Origin of the sequence: Paenibacillus macquariensis, from assembly GCF_900156375.1 — a bacterium.
Taxonomy (GTDB): domain Bacteria; phylum Bacillota; class Bacilli; order Paenibacillales; family Paenibacillaceae; genus Paenibacillus_AQ; species Paenibacillus_AQ macquariensis.
The window spans coordinates 1-21,558 of the sequence record NZ_FTNK01000027.1; the positions used below are offsets into that span (position 1 = coordinate 1).

General features: G+C 43.7%; 18 protein-coding genes and 4 pseudogenes. 16 read left to right on the top strand and 6 right to left on the bottom strand.

Annotated elements, in window-relative coordinates; all coding sequences use genetic code 11:
* Positions 1-239: pseudogene (locus BW961_RS30955) on the bottom strand (collagen-like protein); the annotation flags it as partial.
* Positions 240-486: 247 nt separating this feature from the next.
* Here BW961_RS30955 and BW961_RS26675 point away from each other — a divergent pair.
* Positions 487-936 (top strand): putative iron-sulfur cluster-binding metallochaperone, encoded by a 450-nt coding sequence (locus BW961_RS26675; RefSeq protein ID WP_068592692.1) that lies wholly within the window; start codon positions 487-489, stop codon positions 934-936.
* Positions 937-1,244: 308 nt separating this feature from the next.
* Here the strand turns inward: BW961_RS26675 and uptA are convergent, their stop codons facing one another.
* The gene (gene uptA / locus BW961_RS26680; RefSeq protein ID WP_068592693.1) at positions 1,245-1,862 is read right to left on the bottom strand and encodes an undecaprenyl phosphate transporter UptA; all 618 of its coding nucleotides are present in this window, start codon (positions 1,860-1,862) and stop codon (positions 1,245-1,247) included.
* Between the two features lie 443 nt (positions 1,863-2,305).
* Positions 2,306-3,511, bottom strand: coding sequence for a COG4705 family protein (locus tag BW961_RS26685; RefSeq protein ID WP_068592695.1), 1,206 nt, complete (start codon positions 3,509-3,511; stop codon positions 2,306-2,308).
* A gap of 487 nt (positions 3,512-3,998) precedes the next feature.
* Between BW961_RS26685 and BW961_RS26690 the strand changes: the two are divergent.
* Positions 3,999-4,508, top strand: a pseudogene (locus BW961_RS26690) (hypothetical protein); the annotation flags it as partial.
* A gap of 536 nt (positions 4,509-5,044) precedes the next feature.
* On the opposite strand, the gene BW961_RS26695 reads toward BW961_RS26690, so the two are convergent.
* Positions 5,045-6,448, bottom strand: coding sequence for an amino acid permease (locus BW961_RS26695; protein ID WP_068592699.1), 1,404 nt, complete (start codon positions 6,446-6,448; stop codon positions 5,045-5,047).
* Positions 6,449-7,381: 933 nt separating this feature from the next.
* Between BW961_RS26695 and BW961_RS32020 the strand changes: the two genes are divergently transcribed.
* Both BW961_RS32020 and BW961_RS26705 read left to right on the top strand, forming a co-directional pair.
* Positions 7,382-7,642, top strand: coding sequence for a phage holin family protein (locus BW961_RS32020; RefSeq protein WP_394327661.1), 261 nt, complete (start codon positions 7,382-7,384; stop codon positions 7,640-7,642).
* The gene (locus BW961_RS26705; RefSeq protein WP_068592701.1) at positions 7,642-8,358 is read left to right on the top strand and encodes a glycoside hydrolase family 25 protein; all 717 of its coding nucleotides are present in this window, start codon (positions 7,642-7,644) and stop codon (positions 8,356-8,358) included. The genes BW961_RS32020 and BW961_RS26705 overlap by 1 nt, the downstream gene beginning before the upstream one ends.
* A gap of 230 nt (positions 8,359-8,588) precedes the next feature.
* On the opposite strand, the gene BW961_RS26710 is transcribed toward BW961_RS26705, so the two are convergent.
* Positions 8,589-8,825: a hypothetical protein gene (locus tag BW961_RS26710; protein WP_068592702.1), complete on the bottom strand. Its 237-nt coding sequence runs from the start codon at positions 8,823-8,825 to the stop codon at positions 8,589-8,591.
* A gap of 425 nt (positions 8,826-9,250) precedes the next feature.
* Between BW961_RS26710 and BW961_RS30745 the strand changes: the two genes are divergently transcribed.
* Positions 9,251-9,403 (top strand): hypothetical protein, encoded by a 153-nt coding sequence (locus BW961_RS30745; RefSeq protein WP_169810379.1) that lies wholly within the window; start codon positions 9,251-9,253, stop codon positions 9,401-9,403.
* A 659-nt stretch (positions 9,404-10,062) separates the two neighbouring features.
* Here the strand turns inward: BW961_RS30745 and BW961_RS30750 are convergent.
* Complete coding sequence (locus BW961_RS30750) at positions 10,063-10,233, bottom strand: hypothetical protein (protein ID WP_156510184.1); 171 nt, start codon at positions 10,231-10,233, stop codon at positions 10,063-10,065.
* 259 nt (positions 10,234-10,492) lie between these two features.
* Between BW961_RS30750 and BW961_RS26720 the strand changes: the two are divergent.
* The 11 genes and pseudogenes from BW961_RS26720 to BW961_RS26765 all read left to right on the top strand — a co-directional run.
* Positions 10,493-10,779: pseudogene (locus BW961_RS26720) on the top strand (SDR family oxidoreductase); the annotation flags it as partial.
* A 403-nt stretch (positions 10,780-11,182) separates the two neighbouring features.
* Positions 11,183-12,724 (top strand): hypothetical protein, encoded by a 1,542-nt coding sequence (locus BW961_RS26725; protein WP_068592705.1) that lies wholly within the window; start codon positions 11,183-11,185, stop codon positions 12,722-12,724.
* Positions 12,721-14,655, top strand: coding sequence for a TOMM precursor leader peptide-binding protein (locus BW961_RS26730; RefSeq protein WP_068592707.1), 1,935 nt, complete (start codon positions 12,721-12,723; stop codon positions 14,653-14,655). Before BW961_RS26725 ends, BW961_RS26730 begins: the two co-directional genes overlap by 4 nt.
* 112 nt (positions 14,656-14,767) lie before the next feature.
* Entirely contained in the window at positions 14,768-14,884 is a 117-nt protein-coding gene (locus tag BW961_RS30960) for a YjcZ family sporulation protein (RefSeq protein WP_211269792.1), read from the top strand.
* Between the two features lie 1,016 nt (positions 14,885-15,900).
* A complete protein-coding gene (locus BW961_RS26735) occupies positions 15,901-16,578 on the top strand; it encodes a GntR family transcriptional regulator (RefSeq protein ID WP_068592708.1) in 678 nt (225 codons plus the stop codon).
* 3 nt (positions 16,579-16,581) lie between these two features.
* A complete protein-coding gene (locus tag BW961_RS26740; protein ID WP_068592710.1) occupies positions 16,582-16,905 on the top strand; it encodes an SDR family NAD(P)-dependent oxidoreductase in 324 nt (107 codons plus the stop codon).
* 74 nt (positions 16,906-16,979) lie between these two features.
* A complete protein-coding gene (locus BW961_RS26745) occupies positions 16,980-17,210 on the top strand; it encodes an SDR family oxidoreductase (RefSeq protein WP_068592712.1) in 231 nt (76 codons plus the stop codon).
* Positions 17,211-17,308: 98 nt separating this feature from the next.
* Positions 17,309-18,406 carry a mandelate racemase/muconate lactonizing enzyme family protein gene (locus BW961_RS26750; RefSeq protein ID WP_068592714.1) on the top strand — a complete coding sequence of 366 codons (1,098 nt, stop codon included), beginning with the start codon at positions 17,309-17,311 and terminating at the stop codon, positions 18,404-18,406.
* A gap of 251 nt (positions 18,407-18,657) precedes the next feature.
* A pseudogene (locus tag BW961_RS32025) lies at positions 18,658-18,794 on the top strand (carbohydrate ABC transporter permease); the annotation flags it as partial.
* Between the two features lie 34 nt (positions 18,795-18,828).
* Positions 18,829-20,094 (top strand): Gfo/Idh/MocA family protein, encoded by a 1,266-nt coding sequence (locus tag BW961_RS26760; RefSeq protein ID WP_068592718.1) that lies wholly within the window; start codon positions 18,829-18,831, stop codon positions 20,092-20,094.
* 54 nt (positions 20,095-20,148) lie between these two features.
* Entirely contained in the window at positions 20,149-21,555 is a 1,407-nt protein-coding gene (locus BW961_RS26765) for an alpha-L-fucosidase (protein ID WP_068592856.1), read from the top strand.
* Positions 21,556-21,558: the final 3 nt, after the last annotated feature.

A 21,558-nucleotide genomic window follows, 5' to 3' on the forward strand; every position in this document is an offset into this window, starting at 1 on the left:
GTTCCACCGGTTGCACCAGTTCCACCGGTTGCGCCAGGAAAACCTTGAGACCCTTGATACCCTTGTGGTCCGCGAGGACCAACAACCGTCGGAGTAGTAACATTCACTTCAGGTGGGGGACATGATACGCATACTACTTTTTTAATAACTTTAATACAGCGTTTCTTTCTTATTCCTTTCGGAGGACAAGCAAATAGGATTCTCTTTTTACAACGTTTTTTTTTACGTGAACAACTCAATATCGGACACCTCCCTATAGAGATGGTTCATTGTACGCGAGTAGTATATTTTAGGGCTAGACTAATAGCCTGATTTAGCTAGAATAAAGACTATTTTTAGAATAATAGGTATTTTATTGGCAAAATCACCCTTTGTTCAACTAATGGGCAGTTTAGCGGAATGATGATTTATTATTTTACAAATTAGTGAGATAATTATCTGAGGGAGTGAGAATTAATTAGTTCGTCTACTAAGGAGTGACTTCAAATGGATTGTTGTGCACCATCTAATAGTACAGAAGTTGTAAAAACGGAGTGCCCTACATGTGGTGAAAAAGGTAAAAATGTGCAACTCATAACGCTTAAGTCCCTGCTAAAAGCGTCGGCATTAGAAATCATTGAGCCAGATAACACTTACGTTTTTTGTTCTAATCCTTCTTGCTCTATCGTCTACTTCAACGGGAACCATTCGCAATCGTTTGTGGAGAATGACCTAAAGGTACCAGTGTATCAAAAAAATCAGAGGGCAGATGTGCCTGTGTGTTACTGCTTTGATTGGACGAGAGAGCGACTTCTTCAAGTCATTGACACTGACCTAAAACCTGCAGATCACATCAAAGCTCATGTTCAAGCTGGTCGTTGTGGGTGTGAGGTAAACAACCCTCAAGGTGCTTGTTGCTTAGGCAATGTGAACGCTTTTGTACGAGGACTCAAATAGTTGTAAGCAGAAAACCTATATGGTAAACACAGTGCGGTGTGATTGAACTAACGGGACACTATAGTTCAAACATCGAGATTAGGGTGATTCAGTTGAGATTTCAAAATCAATTGAGTACTTCCGTTGTTAGCATAAATAAAATCAGAAAAAGCACCGCCATTTTTCGGGGTGCCTTACTCTTTGAGTTCAAATAAATTTAGTCGTTTGCAATAAAGTTCTGTAAAACTCCGAGAAAACAGTCGCGGGAATGGAAGTCATATACATGCTATGGAAAGAACGTGTCGAATGAAACCATTCGTCAGTCCTTATTATTGAGAGACGTTCTCCACATTAGTTATTGCTTTTTTCTTTTGGATCATTTTAAGAGCGCCATACGCGATCACAAGACCAACAATTGCAAATAACACAAACCACATTGTGTGAGACTGGGTTTTCACATTTTTCCAATTTTCTCCCATCTTCATGCCAATACTGATAAATATAATAGACCACGGTATACTGGCTGCCAAAGTGTATAAACTAAATTTCCATATATTCATCTTCGTTATTCCGGCAGGTATAGATATTGCATGGCGCACAACAGGGATAAAGCGTGCAAAGAATACAACAGGTGTACCATATCGTTCAAACCAACGATCTGCCAGTTCAATATGTTTTTGTTTGATTAAAATAAATTTTCCATACCTTAATAAGAAAGGTCTGCCGCCATAGTATCCTAGTGCATAAATGATACACTGTGCCATAACTCCTCCAATCGAACCTGCAACAACAGCCCCCCAAAAACCAAGATGTCCATTAAGTACCATGAATCCCGCATAAGCAAGAACAATCTCACTTGGGATAACTTCTATGGCTAGACTCAATATGATTCCGAAATAACCCAATGTTATAATGCTATCCAATAAGTGTTGAAGCATATTACACATCCTTTTTTATCTATGAATTAATCCACTTAAAGTCTAAAATCAACGCTTAATTCGCATATTCTTCATGAACGCTACCATGTCTAGATAAAAAAAATGAAAGAGAAGAAAAAGTGTTAAGAGCAACGATAACGATAGACGTCTAAACAAAAACCATTTTTACACATCGAAGCAAAACAAAACCGCCACCTATAAAGGTGTGACGTTTATTTTATTATTCAAAGTACACGGGGTTCCGAAGCATAATGGTTACTCCACCATCCGTGATTCATATCCTCGTAGGTAACGCCAGCACTACCGTTACCTACGAGGTGAATCGGGGAATAAAAGAATATCAAGTCGCCGGGCTGCAGTTGATTCCGCGGCACGAAGTCCATTGGCTACGTATTCTGAATTATCTTTCCGCACAGTTAGTACAAAATCAGCTTTTTCAGCATCGAGTGAATTTAGCTAAGTGCGGTTAGGAGGGATTCCAGCGCCGTTTTACACGCTTCAGCGTCTTGATGTGCAGCGCGTAGTTGTCTCAATACCTTATCTATGGAATTGTCAATTTCTGTCCACTTCGTCTTGTTTATTGGTTTGAGTCGAGCCTGAGCGGTATCCCAAGCGGTCTCCAAATCACTAACGTGTGACTTTGCGGCGGACAAATTCCCTGCTTGCACTAAACTTAGTGTATCTTCCGTAATTTTTCGGAAATTAGATATATCACCCTGCGGGAAGGCTTGCGTGACGGATCCAGACGAATCCCCCTGTGGTAAGGCATCTTGTAGCGTAGCATGACGCCAAAAATAGCCAGTTCCGGCCGCAAGCACCAGTACACATATAACCACCGCAGTTTGCCAGAAAACGGAATTTTGTTTTGTATCAGTTACTGCCTTTCTTGATGTGGCGATCAAATCCCGCTTGGTGACAGAAAGGAAAATTACTATCAACATAATCGCTAAAATGAATATTGCGCTTGTTACAGTTGCACCTAATCCCAACCCGCCGTTATCTTGCGGTTGTGAAAGGAGGTCCCCCAACGAAGCACCCAAAGGACGCGTCATGATATAGGCAATCCAAAATGCTAATACAGAATCAAGCCCCAATCGCCAAGCGACTGTCACGGAGGCAATTACCGCACAAACTATGACACCTGTAGCTAGGTAACCGAGACCAAGGCTCTCTGCCATTAGGTCGCCAGACGCCGTACCAAGTGCAAATGTGAAAAGGATTGTTAGCCAATAAAAGGCTTCCCTACGTTTAGTGAATATTGAATGGATAGAGAGCGTTTTCTCCTTGGCGTACCATAAGGCAAAGGTCAACACCAAGAACACACTGAAAACTATAGCGCTCACTTCAAGAGGGATACCCATGTTGTCTGTCAGATTGTCTGTAACAAGTGTTCCAAAGATACTTATCAAGAATACTGTCAACCAATAAAAGCTCGGTATATATTTCTTCGCCTTAAATTGAAGGAACATCGCAACTAGCAACAAGGCTCCAATTACAATGGAGGTACCAGTCAGACCAAAACCGAGATTGACGTTCAGAAAATCAGCTGCAGTCTCACCGACTGTGGTACATAAGATTTTTATAATCCAGAAATAAAGGGTTACCTCGGGAACTTTACTTAACATGCTTGTAGTTTCATTTGTTTTGATCGTTTCCATTTTGCTATCTCCTTTTAAAGATTTTTTTATACGCTTCACAATTTCCAATAACGTTCCGTTTCATAACTACTCGAATCAGCCACCGAGTTTGCTCGGAGAACTGTTTCACATGCTCTGTTGCGACAGTAAGAGTAGGTAGGGTGGCCGGGACTACATCAGAAGAATATTGATTTTTTATCCATTTGTCTTCCCCATACTTGTTATTGTATAAGCTTCACATGAGAAAATAATGAGAATTAGATTTTTTTGAAGATCTCTGAAAGAGAGACTATCTGAAAAGTATGGAATCTCAAAATCGTCAGATCTAGTAAAAAAGTATTAGACTGGCCTCAACTATAAAAACAGTGGAAGCCGTGGACGAGAAAATAAAGTCCTAGATTGTCGCTGTTTTATTGAGCTAACGTACCCTATAATTCAATAATGAAAGGGCTGCCGAGAGGTAGCCCTTTGTTCAACTAACGGGCAGAAAAGTATTATAACCACCCTTATTGATTTCAAACTTGATATTATTGAAATATCTTCGAAGGGGCGATATCATGAAATATGGAGATTAGCGTATAAATTTCGTCAAGACATTTTTGAAGTCGCCGCCGGAAGTGATATGTACGGAATTATATTCACTTATGTATGGGGATTCGATTTGCAGAGTGATAGGGACCATGTCGATAAAGTTTGTAAAATATTTGAAGACAAAGATGGAGTAGTTTATTTTGTTGAGCTTGAAGCCGACCTTGAGGAGAGAATTGAGCGTAACAAAACTCCTCATAGACTTGAACATAAACCAACAAAGAGTGATATCGCTAGCTCTGAACAGGATCTAAAATTGACAATGGAGCAACATCGATTGAACTCGTACGAGGGAGAAATTAAAAGAGAGAATTACATCAGAATCAACAACACGAAATTAACTGCTTGTGAAGTTGCCGAAATCATTAAGAACAGATTCAATTTATACCAGAAAGTAGATGTGCAGCAGCACTGGCTCAATCTGAATTAGTTTGATTACATGATTTTCGACTTCAGAAGATATTGCTTTTTTATGGTGTTTGATTCTGACTGTTCCTTAAAATACACTGCACGACACAATTCATTCGATGGTCGCTCGTAACTAATTATGGCCCCAGTGGGATTACCGTTATCATAAAGACAAACCTGGAACGGCCTTTTTAATGTTCATTTTATTTAGGATAGGTGATAACTATGAAGAAATTAAAGAGGCTTAAGGATTCAACTCAACTGTGGAGGGAGAGGGATACCTTTGGGGTCATTGGGACGGGACGAAGAGTATAGGCGTAAATTGCAGAAGGTAAATCCTTTTACCGGATGATGATGTATTGATATCTCAACTGACTGTGCTTGGTAGGGGAAATCTTTATTTTATGAATATAAGTTCTTGTCCAATACTTGATGCAAGAACTTATATTCATAACCGTCTTAGATTTCTCATGGACCAAACGGCGCTGCGCGTCTGGCGGAAAGGCGCCCATCTTATGATGGACGCCTTTCCTAAATTCAACGCTGCCTGACCTTACATTATTTTGTTTGGACTTTCTGATACCGCAGCAGAAGCGGATAGAATAGGATGCCGCTGACAATCAGCGCGAGTCCAAGCAGGAACGTCTTGAGATCCGCGGTGCCCACCACGATGACCCATAGCGAGTAGATGGCGGCCAAAGCCGCAATGATCCCCTCGGTCATCCGCTCCTTCTGCAGCGAGTAGGTTTCGCCGGTCCAGGTCAGCTTGAGGTGGTAGAGTGATGCTATCAGATAAGGCACCAGATAGGCGAGCGTAGCGATATAGATAATAAAATCAAACGCCGCCGAGATGGAACCCGAGATCGTGGACAGCAGCAAAATCTGGCCGAGTGCGACGGAGATCCAGAGTGATACCGTCGGCATGCCCTTACTATTCTCCTTGGAAAAGAACGGCAGGAACACACCCTGCTTGGCCGCCTGGAACGGCACCTCGGCACTAAGCAGCACCCAGCCGATCGTGGAGCCGAGCAGACTGATCAGTCCGAGGCCTGCGAGCAGCTTGCCGCCGATGGGTCCTAGCACAGTGGAAATGCCGTCCACCAAGGGGTTCTGGGAAGCCATCAGTTGGTCCTGTGTCAGCAGACCCATAGTCAGGATGCTGATGCCGACATACAGCACGAAGGATATCAGCAGCCCTGCGATGGTCGCGCGGCGGATATCCTGCTTGCGGTGGGCGCGTGCGGCGAAGACCATTGCGGATTCCACGCCGATGAAAGCCCACAACGTTGCAATCGCGGCCGCGTTAACCTGGGAGAGCAGGCCAAGCGTCTGCCCGCTGTCATTGGTGCGCGGAGCCAGGAATGGCCCGATATTGCTCTGTTGGAACGCAAAGAGGGCAATCACGATGAAGAGCGCAAAGCCGATGACCTTGGTCACCGTAGCGAAAAAATTCAATCGCCCCGCGCTATTCATGCCTTTTAGGCAGATGGCATGCGTTCCCCATAGCAGTACCGAGCAGACGAGGAACGTCAGGGCATTGCCCGCTTTTAATGTGAAGCTCCCGAAGGTCAGCCATACCTTGTTACTAGTAAGCACCGGGAAGAAGGTAGACAGGTAGCTCGCGAACGTAGTGATAACCGCCACAAAACCGGCGATATTGCCGAGCCAGTATCCCCAGGTAGACATAAAGCCGGCCATGAGAGAGCCGTGCGAACCTTCACGAAACAGCTCCTTCGCATAGATTTGCGGGCCGCCGCTGAGCTCAGGCTTGCGGACAGCCAGACTGCCGAAGACAAGCGCCAGCATAAGTACACCTAGTCCTGTAGAGGACCAGGCCAGAATAACCCCGGCAGGACTCGCCGCTTCCGACAGAGATCGAGGCAGCATGAAGATTCCGGAACCAACCATGTTACCGACCACGAGGGCGGTCAGGATCCAGAAGCCTAATTTATGTCTGGTCATGATGATAAACCCCTTTTGTAAAGTTTTGAAAATTCTCTGGCTGATATAAAAAAATGAACTGACAGGTACCTATAATACACTTTCTTCTGCTAAAGCGCCAGAGTGAATTTCAGGAGAGTTCTTATTTTGTGCAGCGGGTAAGTTTAAATCTCGAGGGACAAGAACATGTAATCATAACCGATTAGATATTTGTCTAATGAAAGATGAAGTGACAGCTTTAGAAAAGTTGGGCTTGTTTCGGTATCATTTAAACTAACAGACAGGATAGTTAAATATTTACAACATCATCGCAATAGCATTCTTGTACAATTGTTCACTCGAGCGAAGTACAGTTTTAGAATCCAACTGATTATGAAAAAGTGATCTTATGGGGAAAGTACTATTTTGGCTTATCAAATGATCAATAGTGCTGGTCCCCTATGGGCAAAAACGAACTACTTTGTTATGGTTTGGGAGCTTAAAGCTATCCTATCCACCAACACTTGCTCCATTCATCACTGGAGTTCAAATACTCTGAATCGCATATTGATGTGGTCGTTACGGTAATCCCGTATGTCGGTCCGCATCTCCCCCTAATTGGGCGGACATAGTGAAGAAATGGCATTAAGCTAACGGGACACATTAGTTGAATAAGGATTCCAGAGACAGTCAACAGATCAATTGGTGATTCTTTTCTGTCGCATCTGGACGATTATACGCAACACCAACAGCACCTTGAAGGGTGTTTTTATTTTGCCCTTGGAGCAGATCCAGGGGCTATTTTTATAACTGAGATTGGGGGAGATGTAGCATGGAAAGGTTGGATATAACGTTAAAGTGGGGAATCGCTCTATTAGGGTCAGCAGGAACCTACCTATTAGGCGGTTGGTCTGAATTGATTTCATTTTTTCTATTGCTATTGTAATTGATTATTTAACGGGGATAGCTGCATCATTGAAAGAGGGTAACGGACTCAGTAGTAAAGTTGGCTTTTGGGGGTTAGCTAAAAAGGGGCTCATGGTCCTTGTTTTGATATTGGCACACCGTTTAGATGTGCTATCCGCGACGGATGTCATTATGGATGGTTCAATTTATTTTTATTTAACGAATGAACTTATATCAGTTACTGAGAATTACGGGCGGCTTGGACTACCATTGCCAAATAAGATAAAAGAGATTATAGCAGTTTTAAAACAGAAGGATGGTAATCAATAATGCAAAATCGGAGTAAGGGAAACGCGCAGGGGATTGATGTATCACATTGGCAAGGTGTTATTGATTGGAAAAAGGTTGTTACTTCAGGAATATCATTCGTGTTTATTAAAGCTACTCAGAATAGTGTTGATAAAAAGTTCTTGGATAACGTCAAAGGTGCAAAGGCAGCTGGATTACTAGTAGGAGCATACCACTATATTGATGACTCAATAACGTCAGTAGATAAGGCAAGGATGGCGGCACAGGCATTTTTCAGGTCAATCCAAGCAGCAGGGGGAGTGAGCATTTTTGATCTTCCACCTGTCATGGATTATGAGAGTAATAAAAACAATTTGAGCAAAGCGTTGATTTCAGCCATTGCAAAGGCATTCCTTGAAGATTCGTTTATAGGTAATTTCACAGGTCTAAATAACTACCCACTGTGGATTGCACGTTACAACGCTTCGACTGCATCCGATAACGGTTCTGGTTGGTCGTGTTGGGAGTTTTGGCAGTACAGCGATGGCGTAGCAGGCGGGGTATTGCCAATTGGTACACGTAAGGTAAATGGTATTGCGGGACAAGTTGATCTCAATGAATTTAATGGGACAATTGTTGATCTGAAGGCAAAGTATGGCAAGCAAATTAAACCTGAAAAGGATGAGGTGAAAGTGGACCCTGAAGACGTAAATGCAATCATTGATAAGTATCTCAAGCCAGCATGGGGCGGCAGCTAAGACAGCAGCAGATAAACAGGAGATTGGTAGATTGGCTGATGAATTGCGGATAGCTTCAGGACAACCGAAACAGAATGGATAAGTAAATTCGCAAGCGCTTGGGAATATGCCCTGCTGACTTTGGTCAGTGGGGATTTTATTTACTTCTAACCTCAATATAATCTCCCTTTAAGGTTCATTCCCTAAAATATAGACAACCCTTTTTAATACAAAAGGCTCTATCGGTATATTCATGGTAGAGCCTTTTTTTTCGCTTTTAGTTTTTTAACAAAAATGCTGATTAATCCGTAAATACTTAATGCGATCATCACGGTTAAAGCATAGTTGGAAATGCTCTTTATAATATTTTCGAGCGCGTAAAAATCAATTCCAGTATTGTACTGGAAGAAGTCAAGTCTTCGGTAAGTCAAATTACTAATAACATTACCTATGAGCACTGCGACAATGGATATCCATATTTTCCTCATGATGCCCTCCTTTGATTATAAAAATCTATGTTAGAAATATTTTCGAACGAACCGAAACGGGTCATTTAACGTGCTATCATAAACTTTTATATTGTGGAAAGTTAACACATAGAATTAAACAAATACCCACTCAACCGGACGCGGAGACGCTTAGCTGAATGGGTATTATGAGGGGGAGATGCCCCTCAATTGCATAGTAGCACATATTAAATATTTTAACATGAAACATTTCCCAATAGTGAAAGTCATATCTACTAGCCTAATTGCTCGGTGGGGTATTTTTATTTGGGTAAGGAAACTTTTCCTTAGCAACAAATCACCATAGGGCATGATCCAAGGCTGAATCTTCCTTGCCAATAAATCCAATCTCCATTTAATATTTATCCATATAGTAAGGTGTATTCTAAGTGAAAGGAGGAACTACTATGAGTGAAGTTGTTGGAGGAATCGGCGAAGGCTACGGTCTTGTTGGTGGAATTGGCGAAGGTTACGGTCGTATTGGTGGATTTGGCAGTATGGGGGCGATATTAGTATTGTTCATTTTGCTTGTTATAATCTCGAAAGCGTTCTGTATCTAAATTAATACGCAGCAAATAGTAGTAATTAACAGATTGTCCCAAATGCATTATATTAGTCGTAACATATACGGAAGCATCGTTATGCAATCCGAAAGCATCGGTAAGATGCCCCGCTGACCTTAATTGGCCGGCGGGGTATTTTATGTTTGTGATTAAGCTAACGGGCAGGTTAAAATAACAAATGATTCAATTTATGGTAATATAGCAATGATGAAATGGAGGGAATTTCAATAATAATTAAACCAGCTAAAAAACGTAATCTTATCTTTCTGACTTTGGAAATCATCACAGCACTGTTTGTTATTTTCTATCTATATTTTTCATTTAAAGGTGATTTTGAGATTAATTTTGTTGTTTTCTTTCTTTTAATGTCCTTATTCTCATTAATAAGAACGTTTGAAACAAGAGCCAAAAGCAATTTGATAGTCTTTTCGATATATGTAGTAGCGGCGATTATCATTTTCTTAATTGGGACAGCTTCTTGAATTATCTCTCCAATGTAAGCATTTATTGATGATAGGTTGTTAAGCTAACGGGACACGATAGTTGAATAACATACAATGAAGAGCAGGTGCTACGTAGCTGCTCTTTTTTATTAAGCTCCCATGAAAATTAAATCTGCAGTTACTGTAAAAAGGCAAAAGTAAATAAGACGCAGTTCATTCATTTTTTGTGAAGGTCACAGCATCCAAAAAAGGAATATTGTTTCCTGAGGGAGGAGCTTCTGCCGTCCAGTTGAAGCTTACGGACTGGCGGTAGGTGGGTACCACCCATCTGCCCGAAGGATACATAGCAACTTTACTTGTTTCGAACATCTGGGATTGTCGCATGCCTGCCTGCTGTACGGCGGAAGGAGATGGAGCGGCATTATTGGTAACAAACAGGTTATACATTCGTTTTAAGCCCTTCACTACTTTTGGGTCGCTAAAATTCGCTTTTCCGTCCTTAAATCAAGCACCGCCTTCGTTGCCTGCAAAAACACTCCATGTTCCCCACCACGCTTCGAGACCGATTCCATATTGAGTCGTTTTTCCATCCTTCACAACGGTTAATTTTTTCGCAATCTCCATAAATTCGTCCATGGTCCAACTGCTTGTTGGAACCGGAATGTTAACTGCCTTAAACATATGCCAGGCTCAACTCTAACCGAAGGTGTAGAGACTATGTTAAATAGTCTTTATCCGAACGAAAACTTAACAATGGATAAGGCCGAAAAGCGATTCATGAAAGAGAACCGTCCTACTTCTATAATAGAACGATTCATGCGCCCAGAAGAAATTGCACATTTTGTGACGTTCTTAAGTAGTCCACTTTCCTCAGCTATTAATGGCTCTGCATTGAGAATAGATGGTGGATTAGTACGTAGTCTGTTCTAAAATAAAAAAGTCTACAAGTAATGTAGACTTATTCGTTATTTATCCATCATGGAGGCGTTATATCAGTAAAGCGGAAACGGTTTAGGCTATAAAGATGACTTAGAGCGCTACAAAAAAAGAGTAAGCGCCCAGATCTGATGAGCTAATTGAATTAAACGGAAATTATATATGTGGAAAGAAGAAATTGTCAATTTACACCGTTGCCGCTGGATAAATGCAACAGTAGAGGGACGCCACAATCATATTAAAGCTTATAAGCATTCGATTGTCTGACGAGAAAGGCATAGAAAAACAGCATGCGACATATCTTTAATATGAATTTTGTCGTTTGTGAGAATCAGGGCTTTGACCAGCTTGAATAGTTCATTTAAGCTTCACAAAGTTGGGGAAGGAGTTGTGTAAGATGTTTCTTCAGGAGGAAGGTGCGCTTGCGGTCGGTTCCGGCCGAATCTTGCTCTCACTTGCTGAATCGTGGTATGAATCCGGTTTGTCCAAACTCACGGTTTATGTAACAAACAAGGAACCAACAGACACGGGAAAACTCACGGAACTTTGCGAACAAACTCTAGGCAGTGAGACCGAGACCACGTTAAAAATTATTGCTGCAGCAGGTGATGAGGAGTTGGATTGGAGGGCGATCGTTAGGCCTTTTCAATTTATTTTGTATGTTTCGGAGCATGGAGAATTAGAGGAGCTTCGGAGTGTTCAGCATGCTTGTATAGCAGAAAGGAAACAGATGCTCCCTGCCATCGCGATAAGAGGAATGGGAATGGCAGGCCCGCTACTGCATTCTGACGGGGACGGACTCTGGGAGTCAGCATGGATGAGAATTCATTCGTCCGTCTTTCCCGAGGAACAAACGCCGGAGGTCTTCTCCACTGCGGCCGCTGGCATCTTATCGAATCTTATTGTTCATGAATGGCATAAAGCGATTACGGGTGAACATGAATTGGACTATAGAAATCAATGCTTTTTACTTGACCCTGTCACGTTAACTGGAAGCTGGCATTCTATTCTATCTCATCCTTTAGTATCCGGGTATGACGCGGCCCGTCCGGTAAAAAATATTGAGCTTAGCCTAAGAACAAATCATGAGCAGGTAAGCCCGGAGGTATGGTTTACTGCGTTCAACCAACTGACTTCGAGGGTATCAGGCATTTTTCATGCATGGGAAGAGGCGGACTTAATCCAGCTTCCGCTGGCACAGTGTCTTGTTCAGCCTGCTGACCCCTTGTCACAAGAACCTGTACATCTTTTGCCAACCATTGTCAGAAGTGGACTAACGCATGTAGAGGCTCGGCGAGAGTCGGGATTGGCAGGGCTAGAAGCCTGTGTGGCCCGCATAATCCCGCTGCTGTTTGCTGGCTTACCTCCATATCAGCAGGAAGGAATCAGCATTGGAGTAGGGTGCGATATAACTGAAGCCGTTGGGCGAGGGGTGAGGGCTTGTTTAACTAAAGAGTTAGGCAAGCGGATTTTGTCTGATGAGCCGACTGTTGTTCAGCGTATAGCATGCCCGCAAATCGAAGACGTCCGTTGCCTGTATTATTTACAAGCGTTAACCATCCTAGAGGGGAAATCTCTTATAGCAGTAGGTGAGCCGTTGCTCGGTTTTCCAACAGTGTGGGTATATTCGGATTCCTCGTGGTATGGCAGCGTAGATCTTAGTCTCACACTTGCACTTCGCCAATCCCTGCAGAAGGCGTTGAGTAAGACCGAGCCTACTTCGGTTTCTCCTGTCCTTTGGAAGGATCATGAAGTGCAAGACATTACAATTTCCGATGGCGATCCTCTCAGCTATAGCTCTTTGCTGTTATCAGCCATTGAGACTCTGAAGCAGTGCCATAAGCGTCTTGAGGTGTTTGAACTGCCCAGCGAATCTTTGTGGGGCAAAGGGCCGTTTATAGCACATGGAGTAGTTATCGGAGAGGAGGAATCCCTTTGAATACTGTCGCTATTATTGGGGAGGGTTTGCTTGCCGACACTGTGTGTAAGCGTCTGTCTGGGCTCGTGATTGTCCGAAGAAAGGACTTCAGTGAAGATATACCCGCTGTAGACTTGGTATTGGTGCTGCAGGAAGAGGATGCCTCCTCCTATTATTTTGAAGCTGAACAGATGCTGCGACCGCGTGGCATTCCTTGGTTGCGTGCATATGTATCCTTGGGAGAAGGAATCTTAGGGCCGCTGATTATTCCGGGAACGACTGGATGCTTCCAATGTGCAGAAACACGGTTATCTTTGGCAGGGAGCAATACTAAAGAAGTCAAGGATATGCTTATGAAGCTCGTGTCTGATGATTATGTTCCCTCTTATACTGCTGCAATATCTCAAGCGGGAGCTAGTTACATGGCGCATATTATTTCAGCCGAAACGGATAAGGTGCTGCGGGGTGACAGAGCGAATACGGAAGAACATCTCTATTTGATCAACTTGAGTAATTTGAGCAGTACAATCCATCATGTTCTACCAATTGGGACTTGCTCGGTTTGCGGGGAATTGCGTGATGATTCTGCGGAAATAGCGGAGATATCACTACAGAAGTGCCTAAAACTGAGCAACAGCTACCGTAGCCGTTCGATGAATGATTTGAAGAAGGTTCTGCTCAGAGATTATTGGGACAGTCGTACCGGAATCTTTAATGATAAGAAGTGGGGGCTTTCCTCAGTCTTTGCCAGTGCCGCTATAAATCTTCCTTTAGGCCTTTACGATGAGATCACGGGGGGGCATTCACACTCATATGTGGATAGCGAGCTCGCGGGGATATTAGAAGGGCTGGAGCGTTATTGTGGCGTAACTCCACGTGGCAAAAGAACGATCGTACAGGGCAGCTATTCTCAGCTTAAGGCTACTGCGCTGGATCCGTCTACGGTAGGGTTTCATGCGGAAGAGCAACTCGAACAACCTGATTTTCCCTTCATCCCATATGATCCTGATTCTCCAATGGAATGGGTCTGGGGATATTCGTTTTTAGAGGCACGTCCGATTCTAGTTCCCAATCTGCTGGCTTATTACAGTATGGTCGATGTAGGGGGCTTTGTATATGAAATCTCCAACGGGTGCGCGGTAGGAGGAAGCTTAGAGGAGGCCATCTTGTACGGGATTTTCGAGGTGGTTGAGAGAGATTCCTTTCTATTGACCTGGTATGCAAGACTACAGGTTCCGCGGCTTGACATTAGTTCATCGGGAGATTCGGAGCTGATCCTGATGATCCAACGTTTAAGAGCGGTTACTGGTTATGAAGTGAGCTTATACAATACCACGATGGAAAACGGAATTCCGAGCATATGGGCACTGGCAAAAGGAGGGGCCGAACACAGTGTGAACCTCATATGTGCTGCTGGAGCTCATCTCGATCCGATTCGGGCGGCCAAGAGCGCCATCCATGAGCTGGCCGGCATGATCCCGACGGTTGAAAGGAGATCGAAGGAACGAAGGCTAGAAGCCGAAGCTATGCTTGATGACTCGTTCCTTGTGCAGGAAATGGAAGATCACTCCTTGCTCTATAGCTTGCCACAGGCAGAGGAACGGCTTAACTTCTTATTAGACGAACGGAACCCAGTCCGTACTTTTGCTGAAGAGTTTCATTCACTGCCGTGGCAAGAAGATTTAACAGAGGATTTAAAACACATTCTTCGAGTTTTCCACAGTCTTCAGATGGATGTCATTGTAGTTGACCAGTCATCAAGTGAGACACTCCGCAACGGACTGCGTTGTGTGAAGGTGCTCATCCCGGGAATGTTACCCATGACATTCGGACATCATCTTACCCGGCTCACAGGCCTGAATAGGGTACTGGATGTACCGATGAAGCTAGGTTACGCAAATCACAGGCTGACTCGGCAGGAGCTTAATCCTTATCCGCATCCATTTCCGTAGACAAGGACAATATTCTTAAGGTATTCGCCGATTTTTTTTATAAAAGAGTCGAATCCACAAGTCGTTTTCATTCATACAATTTAGAATGAACGGCGAAGGGAGGAATATCGCGATGGGAGAACTGGGTGGAATAGGAAGCTGTAGTTGTGCTGGCATGTTTAATAATACAGGTGCAATCCTCGTATTATTTTTTCTGTTGGTTATTATATCTCGTGCATTTATTCTTTAATTTGCAACATACAGACTATCGAGCCCTGTGTTGATGCATGAAAAGACAACATCAGCAATCATTGTGACGTCCTTGATAGTCGTTCTTGGATTTTTTATCTAGTCAGTTAAAGCTTAAGTAGAGATACCCGCTTGAGCTTTTTCATTTCTTCAAATATGAACAAGCCTCCTGTTTTTATTGTTTTTTATTATTTGTTTCGTTCATAACCATTGGCCGCCTCATCTAGCTTGAGCTATTCAAGCCGTCTGGGCAACCCTATGTTGTGAACGGACTGCTTAATTTGCGGGACTGGTATGGGGGGCTGGCAAGACAATTACACTTGACGTCTTATGGGAGTTTTATCCAGGTTATTTTTTGATGTCCAATGGATCTGATCAAGCCCCTTCGGAATTCTCTCCCCAAGGTGGTATAAAACTCCTCAGCAGATGGAAGATTTCTTGTCCTTATCGGCTTAATATTGTCTTTCTTTTTATGTCCAGTCTATTGACAGAAGTCCAGTTTAAGATACATAACTATTAAAAAGCTACCTTTAACAGGTGGCTTTTTTTCATTCTTACTGCTAAAACTAACGCTTACGATGCACACAAGATGTCTAACGACACAAAAGTGGCCCCATTAATGGCTTAAAACCATCAATGAATCCAAATATAGGCTATGAGGTTGCAGTATTTCCATAGATTGACAACCATCGGAACAGCATATATCATTAATCATACACGATATATTATTCGAAGGGAGCATCTATTAAAATGTGATTATCGGGAAAAATTGCACTAATTACGGGTTCAGCATCTGGAATGGTAAAAGTTCTGCGAAGCTTTTTGCCAGAGAGTGTGCTGTGGTAGTTGTAAACGATCTCCATTGGTGGTTGATATTTTGCTTCATAATTTGCCTAATACAATAACGAATGACGAAATGGACGATATTTTCGGCCACAATGCAAGCCGTTTTTACAATTTGAAAACATCCCTTCATACATGATATATTCACGATAAGGAGTGAGTGGTGATGATCATATGAGAAGTAAAATTAACCGCATGAATATTACGGAAGAAATTTATCAAATTGTTAAAAGGGATATTTTATCGCATGAATTGCCATCAGGGGAAAAAATCAATATTGATCAGTTAGCACGAACTTTAGAAGTAAGCAATATTCCCATTCGTGAAGCGCTTTCCAGATTACAATCCGAAGGATATTTGCATATGGTTCCCTTTAAAGGGATGTTTGTCAACCAGATGAGCCTTCGAGAGTTGAACGAATTATTTGAAATCAGGTTACATCTTGAACCCCTTGTTGTAGAGAAAGCGGCATTGAAAATACCGGATGAGAAACTAGCAAGTTTAAGTGAATATCTGAATTCCCTTCGTTCGGATAAACCATTAGGTGCTGGAAATGGACTGGAAACGATAGTAGAAATGAATGATTCCATTCATGGCACCATTCTTGAGTATTGCGATAATATCATCTTGCAAAGCTTAGTTAGAGGTTACATTGAACAGATCCAAAGATATTTAACGTATATTAATCTGAACCTTGATTTAGATAACAGAGAAGTGGAATGGTTAGAACATCATTCCATTTTACAGCAATTAATGCAAAGGGATGCTAAAGGTGCCTCTGAAGCCATGTCTATGCATATTAGAAATTCCCAAAAAAGGACCAATATCCATTTCATGAAAACGGGAGGATAGGGAATGCAATTAGAAGAAAAAGGCGCGAATGTCATCATTGTGGACTGGAACGAAACGGAAGCCAACCGCGCGGCTAACGAAATTAATGGGTTGCTGTCGACGAGTGGCCGCGCTTACGCGGTGAAAACAGACGTCTCATCAGAGCAGCAAGTCAAACATCTCGAGCAGCAGACCCTCCCGAGTTATGGTTCCGTAGATATTAATTTGAAAAGTGTCTATTTGATGATTAAGTACTGTATACCTGAAATTAGAAAAAATCGCGGTAATATCGTGAATATGGCTTCCTTAAACGGCTTGGTAGGTCAGCGGAAAAATCCGATCTATTAGGCAACGAAGGGCGCGATTCGATTATCACGATGACGAAAGCGTTGGCGTTAGATTAGGCGAAGGATGGCGTGCGAGTGAATTGCATCTGTCAAGCGGGTGTCATGACTCCGTTATTAGAAGATTGGATTGGGCAGCAACCTGACCCGGCCGGAACAATTCAAGCGCTGATAGACATGCATCCATTGGGAAGATGTGCTACAACGGAAGAGGTTGCAAGTGCAGTCCTATACTTGGCGAGTGATTCATCCGTTTTTATTACCGGAGTCGCGCTACAGGTCGATGGTGGGGCATCGCTAGGCTACTGAACCAGCTCATTTTTTTGTAGTTGACAGTAACGAACATGAAAGTTATTTAACATACATAATCATACACGATATACAATACATTAAAGGGGCGAAAGAATATGAAAATAACAAAAGTAGAAAGTTTTATCCTGCACGTTCCCTTAAACCCGCCGATTACGGATGCCATCAATTCACCTACGCATTGGGGATTGCCGGGTGTGAGGATTTTTACGGATGAAGGTTTTGTCGGCTATGGATATACAGGTACATGTGCATATGGAGATAAAATGATCACAGATACGATCGATGGTTATTATGGGCCAGTCCTTCTAGGGAAAGATCCTTTTATGGTGAAGGAAATATGGGATGAGCTCCGTTTTGGCAAAATGCATTGGATCGGGCGCGCGGGGATTACGCAAATGGCGCTTGCAGCTGTGGACATCGCGTTGTGGGATATTATGTCCAAAGCATCGAATAAGCCGCTTTGGCAGTATCTTGGCGGGCACAAATCCAAAGGAATTAAAGCTTACAATACAAATGGCGGTTGGTTGAACTGGTCACAAGAGAGATTGCTTAAAGACATTAGCTCTTATGTTGAAGAAGGCTTTACAGGCGTGAAAATGAAAGTCGGCAAGCCGAACACAAGAGAAGACTATGATCGTGTGAAAGCGGTAAGAGAAGTCATAGGTAAAGATATTAACCTGATGATTGACGTCAACCAACAGTGGAATATTAACACCGCCATGACTTGGGGAAAAAAGCTGGAAGAGTTCGATCTGTTCTGGTTGGAGGAGCCACTGAACCCAGACGATATTATGGGACATAAAAAATTAGCGGATGAATTAAACGTACCGATTGCTCTAGGGGAGCATGTATACCATAAGTATTCATTCCGCGATTATATTCACGCTGGAGCAGTAGAGTATGTGCAAGTAGACTGCACGCGTGTTGGAGGAATTACCGAATGGCTTCAAGTAGCAGGTCTAGCGGCAGCTTATGATTTGCCAGTCGTTCCACATGTCGGAGATATGGGGCAAATTCACCAACATCTTGTTGGTGCGACACAAAATGCGATTATGTTAGAATACATTCCTTGGATTCGCGATATATTCGTTGAACCCGCAACGGTGAAAAATGGATTCTATGTCCTCCCAGAAATGCCGGGTGCTTCAACAGAGGTGATTCCGCAGTTTTTTGATAAGTATCGTGTCCGATAATTGATAGGATTGTCAGAGAGGGAAGACAATGAAAAGATATGGCTAACATAACATGGCTGCTGACCCGAACAGGCAAGAGTGGTGGAAACTAACAGATCCGTGGCAGGAACCAGTTGATTCCCGTTTCGGAAGGAGAATGGTGGGCGACTATGGAGGAAGTATTTCATATGAAACCGGCATAATGATTCGAACGGAACTCGCGCCCGGCAACCCGGTGGCAGTCGTATTTCTCTCCACGAATGTGACCTTAACAGCATCTGAGTGAGAAAACACTTCGGACCGCTCAAATCTTCATGGGAGCATTACCGATCATGATATTCTATCCATCTATCTGTTTGTTCAGAAATATTTTATCAAAGGCATGATGGTCGGAAGCGTAAAAGAGTGAAATCGTGAAAGAGTCAGATGGGGGAGGGCTATCCTTGAAAAAAATTACAGTTGCATTAATTGGAGCAGGATTACGGGGAGTCAACTATTTGCGGTATGCACTGCAGCATCCGCATGAGATAAAAGTCGTCGCTGTGGCGGAACCGAATGGCGAACGTAGAGAGAATTTTAAGGAAAGGCACGGATTATCGGATGAGATGTGCTTTTACGACTGGGATGATCTGTTTGCCCAGCCTCAACTCGCTGATGCTGTTCTCATATGTACGCAGGATAAACAGCATTTTGAACCAGTTATGAAGGCATTAAAGGCAGGATATCATGTGCTGCTGGAAAAGCCGATGTCAACTGATCCTAAGGAATGCGTGGAAATGGGAGAATTGGCGGCTCAGTACAACCGGATTTTTTCAGTTTGTCACGTGCTGCGATATACAGATTTCTTTTCCACGATCAAACGACTTCTCGATAGCAATGTAATTGGCAAACTAATGTCTATTCAGCATAACGAAAATGTAGGACATTGGCATCAAGCTCATAGTTATGTCAGAGGAAATTGGCGCAGAAAAGATGAATCAAGCCCTATGATTCTGTCCAAATCATCTCATGATATGGATATCCTTTATTGGCTGACTGGATCTTCATGCACACGTGTCTCTTCTTTCGGATCGTTGTCCCATTTCACTTCGGCACAAGCACCGGATGGAGCGCCGCTCCGTTGTCTGGATGGGTGTCCGGCTGCTGATGAATGCTTGTATTACGCACCAAAGCAATATTTGACAGAAAATACAGACTGGCCTACATCAGCGATAAGCAATGATAGCAGTTATGAGTCCCGTCTTAAGGCGCTCCAAGAAGGGCCTTATGGAAGATGCGTATATCATTGTGATAACGATGTTGTCGATCACCAGGTCGTGAATTTGGAGTTTGAAAATGGTGTAATGGCAGGCTTTGCGATGAATGCATTTACGAAAGATATTAGCCGAACGATCAAATTAATGGGAACGACTGGAGAAATTCGCGGTGCGATGGAGAAGAATGAGATTGAAATCCTCCATTTCGGCAGCAGCAAGGTAGAGAGGATCACATTTGAGGAAGTTGATGGGCTTGCCGGTCATGGAGGAGGAGACATGGGCCTCATGAAGGATTTCGTAAAGCTGGTTAGAGAGGGTAGTTCAGGCCAAGGACTTACGACAGCTTCGACTTCGGTTCAAAGTCACTTGATGGCATTTGCTGTAGAGAAATCGCGAGAGGAACATAGAGTGATTGAGTTAAAAGAATTTGAGGAAAGTCTTAGACAAACGTAATCAATTCACTCCGATATGACGTGGAGAACCGAAGGAGGAAACCCGATGAACGATATGGAAATCAAGGAACTTCAGCAAGCAGAAGCGCCGGAATTGAAGGAAGGCGTCCACGGTTATAGCAGCGAGACGAATTGGGTGAAACCTGAAAATCCAATTACGCTGGAAAGATTGGAATGGTTCAAGGATCAGAAATTGGCCCTAATGATGCATTGGGGACCTTATTCGCAGATCGAGGTCGAGTCCTGGATTCTCAGCGACGAAGATGGTGATTGGGCGCGTAAAGATGTCGACTGGACGAGCGACTACGAAGAGATGAAGCGCGAATATTTCGGGCTGAACCGCACGTTCAATCCATTCCGCTTCCAGCCGGAGCTATGGGCGGATATCGCCGCCGAAGGCGGGTTCAAATATTTGATTTTTACGACAAAGCATCACGACGGATTTTGCATGTGGGACACGCATACGACGAATTACCGGATTACCGGCTCCGAAACACCGTTTCATGCACACCGCTATGCCGACGTTTGCAAGCATGTGTTTGACGCTTTCCGCAGCAAGGGGCTTGCGATCGCCACTTATTTTTCGAAGGCGGATTGGCATATGCCGTATTACTGGGCGCCAGGAATGGAGCGGGGCCGCGATACATGGAGAGGGCCTTCGTATTCCCCCGAGGAATATCCGTGGCTGTGGGAGAAATTCGTCGATTTCACCCATGAGCAGATCATGGAGCTGATGACTCGTTACGGCCGGATCGATATTTTGTGGCTGGATGCGGGCTGGGTAAAAGATAGTGACCAGGTTAAGCAGGACATTCGGTTGGGCGAGGTCGTCGAGCGCGCCCGTCAAACGCAGCCGTGGCTGCTGTCTGCGGACCGTACAGTCGGAGGACCTTACGAAAATTATGTGACGCCGGAGCAAACGATTCCGCAGCGTCCGCTGAACGTGCCGTGGGAAAGCTGCATTACGGTAGGCACACAGTGGGCCTTCAAATACGATGACCAGTATAAATCGGGGAGGGAGCTCGTTCGCATTCTGATGGAAGTCGTATCAAAAGGCGGCAATTTGGCGCTGAACGTAGGTCCTCAGCCCGACGGACGATTGCCGGCCGGAGCGGTCAAGAGCATCAAGGAATTGGGCGCATGGATGAAGGTTTACGGTGAAGCGGTATATGGCACACGCGTGTGCGGGCCGTATTTTGCCGGTTCCTGCGCGTTCACCTCAAAAGGAAATACCGTGTATTGTACGTACTTGTATGAAAGCGCAGATAAAGCCGTCTCCAAGGTCGTTCATATTCCTTATCAGGAGCCCGTTTCCGGCATCGAGCTTGTAGGAAGCGACGCCTTGCTACAGGTTGAGCGTACACCTGAAGGAATCTCGATTACGCTTCCAGATTGCGAATTGAACGGGCAGGCTCCGATCGCCCATGTTTTCCGCATGCAGAAGGGCGAGGAGGCAAAGTGATCG